At 64.5% G+C, this 12,622-nt stretch carries 10 protein-coding genes; 4 read left to right on the top strand and 6 right to left on the bottom strand.

Annotated elements, in window-relative coordinates:
- The first annotated feature begins 132 nt into the window (after positions 1-132).
- Together ACK2SD_RS13595 and ACK2SD_RS13590 are read left to right on the top strand one after the other, a co-directional pair.
- A complete protein-coding gene (locus ACK2SD_RS13595) occupies positions 133-1,230 on the top strand; it encodes a sugar diacid recognition domain-containing protein (protein WP_412460015.1) in 1,098 nt (365 codons plus the stop codon).
- A gap of 122 nt (positions 1,231-1,352) precedes the next feature.
- The gene (locus tag ACK2SD_RS13590; protein WP_412460014.1) at positions 1,353-2,495 is read left to right on the top strand and encodes a glycerate kinase; all 1,143 of its coding nucleotides are present in this window, start codon (positions 1,353-1,355) and stop codon (positions 2,493-2,495) included.
- 45 nt (positions 2,496-2,540) lie between these two features.
- Here ACK2SD_RS13590 and ACK2SD_RS13585 read toward each other — a convergent pair whose 3' ends face one another.
- Positions 2,541-4,685, bottom strand: a complete 2,145-nt coding sequence (locus ACK2SD_RS13585; protein ID WP_412460013.1) for a methyl-accepting chemotaxis protein — start codon at positions 4,683-4,685, stop codon at positions 2,541-2,543.
- Between the two features lie 254 nt (positions 4,686-4,939).
- Here ACK2SD_RS13585 and ACK2SD_RS13580 point away from each other — a divergent pair, with 254 nt between their 5' ends.
- A complete protein-coding gene (locus ACK2SD_RS13580; protein WP_317870655.1) occupies positions 4,940-6,259 on the top strand; it encodes a Na+/H+ antiporter family protein in 1,320 nt (439 codons plus the stop codon).
- 157 nt (positions 6,260-6,416) lie between these two features.
- Positions 6,417-7,037, top strand: coding sequence for a pentapeptide repeat-containing protein (locus ACK2SD_RS13575; protein WP_412460012.1), 621 nt, complete (start codon positions 6,417-6,419; stop codon positions 7,035-7,037).
- 742 nt (positions 7,038-7,779) lie between these two features.
- Here ACK2SD_RS13575 and ACK2SD_RS13570 read toward each other — a convergent pair.
- Genes ACK2SD_RS13570 through ACK2SD_RS13550 form a run of 5 tightly spaced genes read right to left on the bottom strand, consistent with a single transcriptional unit; the run spans position 7,780 to position 12,614 of the window.
- Positions 7,780-8,691 carry a LysR family transcriptional regulator gene (locus ACK2SD_RS13570; RefSeq protein WP_304484955.1) on the bottom strand — a complete coding sequence of 304 codons (912 nt, stop codon included), beginning with the start codon at positions 8,689-8,691 and terminating at the stop codon, positions 7,780-7,782.
- 53 nt (positions 8,692-8,744) lie between these two features.
- A complete protein-coding gene (locus ACK2SD_RS13565; RefSeq protein ID WP_412460011.1) occupies positions 8,745-9,713 on the bottom strand; it encodes a lysylphosphatidylglycerol synthase domain-containing protein in 969 nt (322 codons plus the stop codon).
- Positions 9,713-10,918 carry a cardiolipin synthase ClsB gene (gene clsB, locus ACK2SD_RS13560; protein WP_412460010.1) on the bottom strand — a complete coding sequence of 402 codons (1,206 nt, stop codon included), beginning with the start codon at positions 10,916-10,918 and terminating at the stop codon, positions 9,713-9,715. Before clsB ends, ACK2SD_RS13565 begins: the two co-directional genes overlap by 1 nt.
- Positions 10,915-11,700, bottom strand: a complete 786-nt coding sequence (locus tag ACK2SD_RS13555; protein WP_295487223.1) for an endonuclease/exonuclease/phosphatase family protein — start codon at positions 11,698-11,700, stop codon at positions 10,915-10,917. The genes clsB and ACK2SD_RS13555 overlap by 4 nt, the downstream gene beginning before the upstream one ends.
- The gene (locus ACK2SD_RS13550) at positions 11,697-12,614 is read right to left on the bottom strand and encodes a DUF72 domain-containing protein (protein ID WP_412460009.1); all 918 of its coding nucleotides are present in this window, start codon (positions 12,612-12,614) and stop codon (positions 11,697-11,699) included. Before ACK2SD_RS13550 ends, ACK2SD_RS13555 begins: the two co-directional genes overlap by 4 nt.
- Between the last annotated feature and the right edge of the window lie 8 nt (positions 12,615-12,622).

Below are 12,622 nucleotides of genomic sequence, written 5' to 3'. Positions count from 1 at the left end.
CCGCGGCGCCTGTACCGACGCTCGCCCGAACGAGTTTCGGCGAGCCAGGCACTGCTGTCTTTGTGCGTCTGCACAGCGCCGGGCGCCGACGATTGTGCCGCGCAACGAAGTCTGCCACTGCAAGGAACCCACATGTTCGAACTTGACCACGAGCTGGCCCAGGACATCGTCGACCGGGCGATGGCGATCCTGCCCTGCAACGTCAACGTCATGGACAGCCAGGGCCTGATTCTCGGCAGTGGCGAGCCGGAGCGCATCAACACCCGCCACGAAGGGGCGCAACTGGTGCTGGCCAACGGACGCATCGTCGAACTCGACGGCGAGGCGGCCAAGTGCCTCAAAGGTGTGCAGCCGGGCGTGAACCTGCCGCTGATGCTCGATGAGCGGTTGATCGGCGTGCTGGGGCTGACCGGCGATCCGCAGCACCTGCGCACCTACGCCGAACTGGTGCGCATGACCGCCGAAATGCTGCTGGCGCAACGTAACCAGCAGGTCGAGCAACAGTGGCGACGTCAGCGCTGCGATGACCTGCTGGCCTTGCTGCTGGGCGGTAGCGGCGAATCGCCCCGACTGGTCGACGAAGCCCGGCAATTGGGGCTCAAGCCGCAGTTGCCGCGTATCCCGTGTCTGTTCGAGTTGGAAGCCGGGCCGCCGGCCGAGTTGTTGTCGGCCTGGCTGAGCAGTCGCTATCCCGACAGTTGGTGCGTCAGCCCGGCGCGCCAATCGCTGTTGTGGTGTCGGCCAGCCTCGGTGGCGCTGGATGAGGCGCGCCTGCTCGAACGCTTGCAGCGTCACGGTTGGCAGGTGCAGCGCCTGGCCTTGGGCGGCGCGGCGCAGAGTCTCGACCAACTGCGTCGGGGCTATCGCCGTGTGCGTGACCTGTTGGCCTATGGTCGCGAGGTGGTGCCTGGCGAGCGTTTGCTGAGCCTGTCGCGGTATCGCCTGCCGGCGCTGTTGTGGCGCCATCGCCATGACGATGCGCTGGACGAGTTGCTCGAGCCGCTGCGGCGCATTGCCGTCAAGGACGCCAGCGGGCAGTTGCTGGCCACCCTGCGCGCCTGGTGCGCCCATGATGGGCAGAGCCAGACCTGCGCCGATGCCCTGGGCATCCACCGCAACAGCCTGCGCTACCGGCTCGAACGCATCGCCGAGCTGAGTGAGGTCGACCCCCTGCGCCTGGACGGCATGTTGAGCCTGTACCTCGGCTTGCAGTTGCTGCCGGCCGAGTAGCGCCAACGGCCTGATACTCACGGGCATTTGCCCAAACCCGGCCAGGCGCTTTTGTGCAGCGGACAGAAGCCGCGCCGATCGGCAACTGTCAGCATGCCCTGCAACAGGACAGGAGAATCCCCATGAAAATCGTCATCGCCCCCGATTCGTTCAAGGACAGCCTCGATGCCGCCGGCGTCGCCCGGGCCATCAGCGCTGGGCTGGCCAAGGTGTGGCCTCAGGCCGAGCGCATCGAGTGCCCGATGGCCGACGGCGGCGAGGGTACCTTGGAGGCGATCGTCGCGGCCACCCAGGGCGAATTGCGCCGGCAAATGGTGCGCGGCCCCTTGGGGGCGCCGGTGGAGGCGAGCTGGGGCTGGCTGGCGCAGGAGCGCACGGCGGTCATCGAGATGGCCCAGGCCAGCGGGATACAGTGCATCCCCAGCGCCGAGCGCGACGCCTGTCGCAGCAGCACCTGGGGCACCGGCGAACTGGTGGCGGCGGCGCTCGCGGCAGGCGCCCGACGCATCGTCCTGGCGATCGGCGGCAGCGCCACCAACGATGCGGGCAGCGGCATGCTGCGCGCGCTCGGCCTGCGCCTGCTGGACGCCGACGGTCAGGCGCTGGCCGAGGGTGGGCTGGCATTGGCCGCTCTGGCGCGAATCGACGCCAGCGATCTCGACCCGCGCCTGGGCGAAGTGCAGTTCGAGGTGGCGGCCGATGTCGACAATCCGCTGTGCGGCGCCAATGGCGCGTCGGCGGTGTTCGGCCCGCAGAAGGGCGCCTCACCCGAGCAGGTGCAGGCACTGGATCAGGCGCTGGGGCACTTTGCCGACCATTGCGCGCAGTTGCTCGGTGAAGACCTGCGTGATTTCCCCGGCTGCGGCGCGGCCGGCGGCATGGGCTTTGCGGCCAAGGCGTTCATGGGCGCGCGGTTCCGTCCTGGGGTCGAGGTGGTGGCCGAGTTGGCGGGCCTGGAGGCCGTGGTGCAGGGCGCCGACCTGGTGATCACCGGCGAGGGGCGCTTCGACGCCCAGACCCTGCGCGGCAAGACCCCGTTGGGCGTGGCGCGAGTGGCCAAACGCCACGCCGTGCCGGTGGTGGTGATCGCCGGCACCCTGGGCGAAGGGTTCGAAGCGTTGTACGCCCACGGCATCGACGCGGCATTCGCCCTGGCCAGCGGCCCGACCAGCCTGGAGCGCGCCTGCAGCGAGGCGGGCGTGCTGCTCGAAGCGCGGGCCGAGGCCATCGCGCGCTTGTGGCAGGTGGCGCGCAGCCGCGGCTAACCCTTTCTGCACGTCGGCGCGCCCTGTTCAGGCGCGCCTTGGCACTCACACACGGAACTGATCCATCAACGCCTGCTGTTGATTGGCCAGGCTGTTCAGCGACTGGCTGACCCGTGCCGATTCGTTGGCCTGGCCCGACAGCGACTCGGTCACGTCACGGATGGTCGCCACGTTGCCGGTGATTTCCTCGGCCACCGCGCTTTGCTCCTCGGCGGCCGAGGCGATCTGCAGGTTCATGTCACTGATCACCGTGACCGCCTCGCCGATACGGCGCAGGGCGCTGACTGCATGGCCGACCTGTTCGACGCCGCCTTGGGCCTGGCGGTGGCTGCTGTCCATGGCACCGACCACCTCGCGGGTGCCCGCTTGCAGCGACTCGATCACCTGGCGGGTTTCCTCCACCGACTCCTGGGTCCGTCGGGCCAGGTTGCGCACCTCGTCAGCGACCACCGCGAAGCCGCGCCCGGCCTCGCCGGCGCGGGCGGCTTCGATGGCCGCGTTGAGTGCCAGCAGGTTGGTCTGCTCGGCGATCGAGCGGATCACCTCCAGCACCGAGCCGATCTTCTCGCTGTTCTGTGCCAGGCCCTCGACCTGAGACATGGCGTTGCTCATGTCGGTCGCCAGGGCACCGATGCTGTCGGTGGTGCGGTCGATCACTGCCAGACCTTCACGGGTGGCCTGATCGGCCTCGCGGGCCGCCTGCGCTGCCTGGGCCGCGCTGCGGGCGACGTCCTGGGCGGTGGCGCTCATCTCCTGGGAGGCGGTGGCCACCTGATCGACCTGGCGGTACTGCTGCTCCATGCCGGCGCTGGTCTGGCTGGCGATGGCCGCCGACTGATCGGCGGTGCCGCGTGCGTCCTGCACCGAGCGTTTGACCTCGGCAATGGTCGGTTGCAGCTTGTCGAGGAAGCGGTTGAACCAGCCGGCCAGTAGGCCCAGTTCGTCACGTTTGTCGTAGGTCAGGCGGCGGGTCAGGTCGCCTTCGCCGCTGGCGATGTCTTCGAGCATCGCGGCAACGCCGAGAATCGGTCGGGTCACGCCACGCGCCATCAACCACACCGCCAGCAGCCCGGCCAGGGCGGCGCCCACGCCCAGGGCCAGTTCGAGCAGGGTGCCGCTGGTGTTGAGGGTATCGAGCTCTTGCTTGAGGGCGTCGGCCGGGCCGGTGAGGGCACTTTGCGGCGCGTCGAGCAGCACGCCCCACGGCCTGCCGCCGGGAATCGGGGCGAAGGCCGCCAGCACTTTCAGGCGCTTCTCGCCCTGCAGCACCTGCAGTTTGCCTTCGGCCAGCTTGCTGACCAGCTCTGCGCCCTGGCGCGTGTCGACCTGGTCAAAGCGCTTGGCCAACTCGCTGGCGTCGGCGCTGTAGCCGGCCAGCAGCCCGGCGGGGCTGAGAATGCCGACCCGGGTGCGGCCCTCGTACAGCTCGCGGCTGGCGTTTTCGGTCAGCGCCTGCAGGCTGTTGAGGTTGGTGTCGATGGACAGGGTGGCGATCACTTTACCGTCGACCGACAGCGGGAAGACGATGCTGGTCATCAACACTTGCTGGCCGGCGATTTCGTAGAAATAGGGCTCGACGATGCAGACCTTGCCAGTGGTGCGCGGGCAGGTCCACCAGGTGTTGGCCGGCTCGCCGCTGGGGCCGGTGGTGGTGTCGGCCATGTCGTGTTCGGGCAGGGCCATGGAGGTCAGTTGGCCGGCCTTGGGCTGCGACCAGTACAGGGCGAAGCGGCCGGTCTCGTTGCTGCCCAGCTCGGCCTGGCCGCCGAACAGGCTGTCCTTGCCGTCGAGCGCGTTGGGCTCGAAGGTGAGCGACAGGCCGAGCAGGTCGGGGTTGGCCTGCAGCGCGGCACGCACCTGGGCGGTGAGATCCTGGCGCAGGTCATAGGCGTCGATGAAGCGCTTTTCCGCCTGCTCGCGCAGGAACAGCACCTGGCGGGCGAAGCCTGCGCCGTACTGGTAGGCGTCCATGAACTGACGGCGGATGCGTTGTGCCTGCACTTCGCCCTGAGCTTCGATACGGGCCTGGGCCGACTCGGTGAGCATCTGCGTACTGCTCGCCTTGACCAGCGCCGAGCTGTGCTGCATGCGGTACAGCGACAGGCCGACGAGCAGGGTGACGATGCTGGCCAGGCACAGCCCGGCGAGCAGGGTGATCTTCCATTGGATGGACAGTTGACGCAGCGGCATGGTGAATCATCCCTTATAGGAACAGAGCGGGGGTCGCCGGATATGTCGGCGTGGACGCTGGTTTCTTTACGTGAATATTCGATGACGTGGGCGTGCTTGGCGTAAATGCCCTGGGTCGGCAGTTTTGACATCCCTGGTCGAGTGCTTCAGAGTGTGCGCCCTCCAGAACCACACCCCCTGTTCCGGCCACTGCCTCGCGCAGTCTGTCGCCGGACGCTGGTTTTTCGTCTGTCGTCAACGAGGTATTGCACACCATGAATGCAGTGATTGCCGCGGTCGGGATCATGCTGATACTGAGCCTGTCCCGCGTGCATGTGGTCATCGCGCTGATCGTCGGCGCCCTGGCCGGTGGACTGGTCGGCGGCCTGGGCATCGAGGGCACGCTCGCCGCGTTCAATGGCGGCCTGGGCGGCGGCGCGCCGGTGGCGCTGTCGTATGCGCTGCTGGGCGCCTTCGCCGTGGCCATCGCCAAGTCGGGGCTGGCCCATGCCCTGGCCGACCGCGCCTTGGCGATGATCGACCGCCAGGGCCATGACCACAGCGGTCGGCTGAAGTGGCTGCTGATTGGCCTGATGTTGGTGGTGGCGGTGGCGTCGCAGAACGTGCTGCCGATCCACATCGCCTTCATCCCGCTGCTGGTGCCGCCGCTGCTGTACGTGCTGACGCGCCTGCGCATCGACCGTCGGCTGATCGCCTGTGTGATCACCTTCGGGCTGATTACGCCTTACATTTTTCTGCCGGTTGGGTTCGGCAACATCTTCCTCAATCAGATTCTGCTGGCCAACGTCAGCCGTGCGGGCGTGGATGTCAGCGGGATCAACGTCACCCATGCCATGGCACTGCCAGCGGCGGGCATGTTGGTCGGTTTGCTGCTGGCGGTGTTCGTCAGCTACCGGCGCAAGCGTGACTATGACCTGGCGCGGATCGAAGAGGTGGAGCAGGTCAGCGTGCGCTACAACCCGGTGACCTTGCTGGTGGCGGGGGTAGCCATCGCGGCGGCGTTCATCGTTCAGCTGTGGCTGGACTCGATGATCATTGGAGCGATGGTGGGGTTCCTGATCTTCTCGCTGTCGGGGATCGTGCGTTGGAAGGACACTGACGATCTATTCACCGAAGGCATGAAGATGATGGCGATGATCGGCTTCATCATGATCGCTGCTTCCGGGTTTGCCGAGGTGATGAAAGCGACGGGTGAGGTGAAGAGCCTGGTCGAGACGGCGGCGCAGTGGATCGATCATAGCAAGGGCATTGGCGCCTTGTTGATGCTGCTGGTGGGGTTGCTGGTGACCATGGGGATTGGGTCGTCGTTTTCCACGGTGCCGATTCTGGCGGCGATCTTCGTGCCGCTGTGTGTGCAACTGGGGTTCGATCCGTTGGCTACCGTGTGTATTGTCGGGACGGCGGGGGCCTTGGGCGATGCGGGGTCGCCGGCTTCCGATTCTACGTTGGGGCCGACTTCGGGGTTGAATGTGGACGGGCAGCATCATCATATCTGGGACACGGTGGTGCCTACGTTCATTCACTACAACTTGCCGTTGCTGGGCTTTGGGTGGGTGGCGGCGATGGTGCTCTAGGGGATAGCTTTTAGCTTTTAGCTTTTAGCTTTTAGCTTTTAGCTTTTAGCTTTTAGCTTTTAGCTTGTGGCTTGTGGCTTGTGGCTTGTGGCTTGTCCCTTGAACTGAAGCAGCAGGTCGCTATGGTGTTTCGATTGAGCGTTTATAGGCTTGTTGTGTGAATCAGGTAAAAGACAAGTGGCGCAATCGTGAGTACCTGGACAGTGTGGCTGGCTGTGTTGATTCGATTGTGGCGGGGCGGGCAGTTATTGAGCATGTTGATCTCTCGGGAATTGTTATTGGTCCGGGCGCTGTATTGAACGAGTTGAAGGCTGTCAATCTCTTTGAGTCAGAACTACGTGGGGTTGATCTGTCTGGCTCGAAAATATCGGGGAGTCTGAGTGACAGCGTGTTTGTGGGTGTCAACTTTGAGCGCGCATCCTTAGATAGGGCACTGATGTGTAATGTCGAAATGAAAGGTTGTGATTTCTCGAAGAGCAGGCTCGTGATCAACATGGATGATGCTGTCTGTGAGGACACCGCCTTTGTTCGCGCCAGATTCTTGGGGGGGGGATCTGGGGTGGAGTATGGCGGGCGTCGGGTGACATTTATTGGCTGTGATTTTACAGAAGCGGTTTTCGACAGGGTTGAGTTTAGGGCTTCTAAGTTTATTGATTGCACGTTTACTGGCGCGGTATTCAAGCGATGCGACTTTCGCGGGGTTAAGTTTCAAGGTGGGACTTTGCCGCTCGCTCACCAGTTTGAATCTATGGACGTACCTGACGTGGGTTTGCGCTGAATCAGTCGAGGGGAGGACAGATTTTTTTGGGCTTATCCGTTTTCGGTGGTGAGGCTTAGTCACCTTTTCGCCTTTACGGCGACCCCCTTTTTTTCTTGGAAAAAAGGGGGGCAAAAACCGCTTGCTCCCGCATCCGGCCCCTTCGCTGCGCTTCGGGGTTCCCTCGCGCCGGTGGCACTCCGGGGGTACCGCGCTTAGGGGCCATCCATGGCCCCAAGCGCTTGACGGGCATCCATGCCCGTCAACCCCCTCCATGCCACCTCTGCTCGGCCTCCTGAGGTCGCGATGGGCGGCGTCTGAACTGGCGCGCGCTTAGAAGCAGGGCGGTGGGGCAGATGTTCTGGAGCGCTGCGCGATCAAACCGCCGTTGCCGTTGCCGTTGCCGTTGCCGTTGCCGTTGATCTTGATCTTAGTGCGCGGTAGCCCAATCACCGCCAACCGCGACTTCAGGAGGCCGAGCAGAGGCGTTGCGCAGGGAGGTGACGGGCATGGATGCCCGTCAAGCGCTTGGGGCCAGGACGGCCCCTAAGCGCGGTCCTCCCGGAGCGACGCCGGCGCGAGGGAACCCCTGCGCGCAGCGCAGGGGCCGTATGCGGGAGCAAGCGGTTTTTGCCCCTCTTTTTTCCAAGAAAAAAAGAGGGTCGCCGTAAAGGCGAAAAGGTGACTAAAAATCAACAAAAAATTCAAAGACTTAACTGAATCCCCAAATCCCCAAATCCCCAAATCCCCAAATCCCAAATCATCAACCCTCCCGCCGATACATCCGACACTCCGCCAACAACGCCAGTAAATTCGGCTCCCGCTCACGCGCCTTCAAAAACACCACCCCAATATCCTGCTGCAACCGATACCGCTCGCGCAGCGCAATCAACCTCACCCGATTCTCATACACCGCCGCAATCCGCCCCGGCAACAACGCATACCCCACCCCCGAACTGACCATGCTCAGCAGCGTGAAGATATCGTTCACCTGCATCGCCACCTTCGGCTCGAACCCCGCCTGGCCGAACACCCGCGCCCCGTCCCGGTGAGTCGCAAACCCCTGCGTCAGGGTAATGAACGTCGAGTCAGCCAAGTCCGCCAGATCCACCTCGTCCTGCTCGGCGAACGGCGAATCGCTTGGCACGGCCAGGAAGATATCGTCGGAAAACAACGCCAGGTGCGCGCAGGCCGGGTCCTCGATGCTCTCGTCGAGCGCCACCAGAATCGCATCGAGTTCGTGATTTTTCAGGCGATGCAGTAAATCCACGTTCGAGCCCAAGGTGAGATCGATATTGAGCTCACTGCGGCGCAGCTTCAGCCCCATCACCAGCTTCGGTACGGTCTTGACCGTCAGCGAGTACAACGCACCGAGCCGAAAGCGCTCGGCATAGAAACCGGCTGCCTCGCGGGTCTGGCGCACCATCTGCTCGGCGTCCTGCAGCAACTGGCGGGCCTTTTTCTCCAGCACGTAAGCGCTTTCCAATGGGATCAACTGGCGACCCTCGTGCTTGAACAGTGGGCAGCGCAGCGCGTTTTCCAGCGAATGAATGGCGCGGTGCACGCTCACCGCGCTGGTCGACAGCTCACTCGCCGCACGGCCCAAGCTGCCGCTGCGCATGAAGGCCAGGAACGTCTCCAGCTTCTTGAGGGTCAGCTCTTCGTCGATCAACATGCACGGCGCTCGTTATCCGGGAGCGCCGATCATGCCACAGCCTGGGCCGACGATCAGCGCGCGTCCGCTTCCTGCGGCCGGTTCCGATCCTGTTGGCGCAACGCCTTGGCGCGTTTTTCCAGCACCACGTAAGCGATCAAGGCGAGCAACAGCGGAATCAGGTAGTACAGCGTGCGATAGCCCAGCAACGCGGCGACCAGCGTGCCCTGGCTCAATTGCCCGTGAAGCAGCGCCAGGAACACCGTCTCCAGCACCCCCAGGCCAGCAGGAATGTGCGCGACCACCCCAGCGATGCAACTGATCAGCAACACACCCAGGATCGACGGATAAAACAGCTCGTGCGGCAGCAACAGATAGATCAGCGCCGCCATCAACGCCCAGTTGCTCGCGCCCAGAGCCACTTGGCACAGCGCCAGGCGCCAGGATGGCAAGGTGATTTCGTGCCCACGAATATGCCAGGTGCGGCGCTTGGCGAACGCGCAGGCACACAGGTAGGCGAGGGCGACGGCCACCATGGCCACGCCGATCAGTTGCAGACCGCTGGCGCCGACCGCCCAGCCCTCCGGCAACTTCACCAGGCGCAGGGCGAACACGCTGCCGGCCAGCAGCAGGTAGCCCATCCAGTTGGTCAGCAAGCCCAGCGTGAGGATCCGGGTGATGGTGGCGGTGTCCAGGCCCAGCCGGCCGTACAGCCGATAACGCAAGGCAACACCCCCCACCCAGGTGGTGAAATTGAGGTTGAAGGCATAGCACACGAAGGCCACCGGCAGTACCTGGCGGGCAGGCAGGCGGTGTCCGGTGTAGGCGCGCCCGAGCAGGTCGTAGCTGGCGAACACCAGGTAGCTGGTGAGCGCCAGCAACAGGCCCAGCGCCAGGGTTGCCGGGCTGTAGGCCAACAGCGACTGGCGCACCTCGTCCCAGTCCAGATTGCGCGCCAGGGTATAGAGCAGGGTGGGTATGAGGATGATGAAGCACAGGGTCAGTACCCGCTTGCCCCAAACCTTCCATGACTTTTCGGCCATCAGACATTGCCCTCGTGCAGCTCACCCTGTTCCTGAACCGAAGGCAGGACCGACTTCAAGCGCTGTCGATGAGCCGGGAACAAGCCAGCGATGCGCGGAAAATAGCGAGTGAAGTGAAAGCCCAGGAAGATCAGCGGCGCTCGCCACCAGTAGCCACGAATCATGCGCTCCAGGGTGACTGGCTTGCACTGCTCGCCGGCCAGCTCGCTCAGGTGCTGGTACAACTGCTGGTTGAATGCGCGGTCGCGGATCATCAGGTTGGCTTCCAGGTTCAGCGACAGGCTCAGGGGGTCGAGGTTGCTGGAGCCGACGGTGGACCACTGCTCGTCCACCAGCGCGACCTTGCCGTGCAGCGGACGTCGACAGTATTCGTGAATGCGCACATCGTCGCGCAGCAGGTAGTTGTACAGCAGCCGCGAGATGGCTCGCACCCAGCGCATGTCCGGTTGGCCTTGCAGGATCAACGTCACCTCCACGCCGCGTCGGGCGGCATTGCGCAGCTCGCGCAGGAGTCGGTAGCCGGGGAAGAAGTAGGCGTTGGCCACCACGATGCGCCGCTCGGCCTGGCGGAACATCTGCAGGTACTGCTCCTCGATGTCGGTACGGTGACGGACATTGTCACGCTGCACCAGCGTGGCCTGCGCAGCGCCGGTGGGCGCGGTCACCGGCTCGACGGTGTCGGCGCGGTCCAGGACCGGGGCCATCAGGCGACGGCTGCTGGTATGAACCTGGGCCACCACCGGGCCGGTGACCTCCACGGCGTAGTCCTGCTTGGCCATGGGTCCGAAGTCGCCCAAGTGATCGGCGCTGTAGTTGATGCCGCCGACGAACGCCCGCTGGCCATCGATGACCACGATCTTGCGGTGCAGCCGCCTAAACAGATTGGTTCGCATACCCGCCAGCATCGGCTGCGGGTCGAAGGCATGGAAGTGCACGCCGGCTTCGACCATCGAGGTGACGAAGGCGTCGGGCAGCTCGCCAGCGCCATAGCCATCGGCGACCACCTCGACCCGCACCCCGCGCTGGGCGGCGTCGATCAACGTCTGGCGCAACTGCTGGCCGACCTTGTCGTCGTAGATGATGAAGGTCTCCAGAAGGATTTCCGTGCGCGCGGCCGCCATCGCCTCGAATACGCGCGGGTAGTACTGCTCGCCGTTGATCAGCAGCTCGACATGGTTGCCGTCGACCCAGGATGGTTGCTTCAAAGGTTCACCTCCGCTGCGAGCGGTGCGTGGTCGGAGAGGTGCGACCAGGGGTATTTGGAGAGGACCTGCGCCTGGCTGGGCATGGCATTGCGCAGGTAGATACGGTCCAGGCGCAGCGCTGGCCAGCGGGCCGGGAAGCTGCGCGCCGGAGTGCCGAAGCGTTCGCCGAAGGCTTCGACCAAGTGCTGGCTGAGCACGTCGTCGGCCTTCAGGCGCCAATCGTTGAAGTCGCCAGCGACGATTACAGGCGCGCTGGCCGGCAGGCTGTCGAGCAGTTCCAGCAGCAGTTCGACCTGACGCTGGCGATGCGCTTCGCGCAGGCCCAGGTGCACACAGATGGCATGTACCTGGTCGTGCCCAGGCACGTCGAGGCGGCAGTGCAGCAAACCGCGTTCCTCGTTGCCCTTGATCGACACATCGAGGTTGCGATGGTCGAGAATCGGGAATTTCGACAGCAGTGCGTTGCCGTGGTCGCCGTGCGGATAGACCGCATTGCGACCATAGGCGAACTGCGGCCACATGCTGTCGGCGAGGAATTCGTACTGCGGCGTCTGCGGCCAGCCCGGATGCCGCTGGGCATGCGCGTGATGGCTGCCATGCACCTCTTGCAGGAACACCAGGTCGGCTCCGGTAGCGCGCACCGCTTCACGCAGCTCTGGCAGGATGAAGCGGCGGTTGAACGGCGCGAAGCCCTTGTGCACGTTGAGCGTCAGCACGTTCAGGCGACGCACGGCGGCGCGGGTGTCGACGGCGGGGCTAGGCTGGGTCAGCGGCTCGATCACAGCGGCACCTCCGTTTCCACGCCGGGCTCGGTGACCAACTCGCCGTCCAGCCCCAGCTTGCTCAGCAGGCGTCGCGCATCGAAGGGGGCGTGCACTTTCTGATCATTGTCGAAATAGCAGTACACGTCGCGACTCATCCGCTTGCGCGGTGGTTTGCCCAGTACGCAGTGCGCATCGGCCGGCTGCTCGCCACGGCTCCAGGCCTGGATGCGCAGGCGCCAGTGGCGCAACGCCCGTGCGGTGTAGCCGCTGCTGTACAGCTCGACATCGCCATGCAGGCGCAGGTAGACGAAATCGGCGGTAATGTCTTCGACGCACGGCCACTTGCCTGCACTGTCGGCGACCACCAGGGCCACCTTGTGCTTGCGCAGCAGCGTGATGAACGCCTCGCACAGGAAGCTCTCATGGCGGATCTCGATGGCGTGACGCAGCGGTGCGTTGCCTTTGATGGCCAGGCCGCCGTTGTCTTCGAGGCGTTCGCTGCAGTGCCGTGCGCAGTCGCGCGCGGCTTTGCGGTCGCGCGGCAGCTGCTCGAGGAAGTGGCTGAAGCGCGCCTCGTCGAATTTCAGGTTCGGCGGGAACTGCCAGAGAATGGGGCCAAGCTTGTCGCCCAGCAGTAAAAGGCCGGAGGCGAAGAAGTTGGCCATGGCTTCGTCGATGTCCTTGAGCCGGCGCACGTGGGTGATGTAGCGCGGTGCCTTGACCGAGAACACGAAGTCTTCGGGCGTCTCGTCGCGCCATTGCCGGTAACGTTCCGGGGTTTGCAGCGCGTAGAACGAGCCGTTGATCTCGATGCTGTTCACTGCACGCGAGGCGAATGCCAGCTCGTCGTCCTGACGCAGGCCTGAGGGGTAGAAGTCCTTGCGCCACGGAGCATAGCGCCAGCCAGAAATGCCGATGCGAATGTCGCTCACGGGGTCTC

Origin of the sequence: Pseudomonas sp. SC11, assembly GCF_047039205.1 — a bacterium.
Classification (GTDB): domain Bacteria; phylum Pseudomonadota; class Gammaproteobacteria; order Pseudomonadales; family Pseudomonadaceae; genus Aquipseudomonas; species Aquipseudomonas boreofloridensis.
This window is presented reverse-complemented; position numbering and strand designations above follow the sequence as displayed.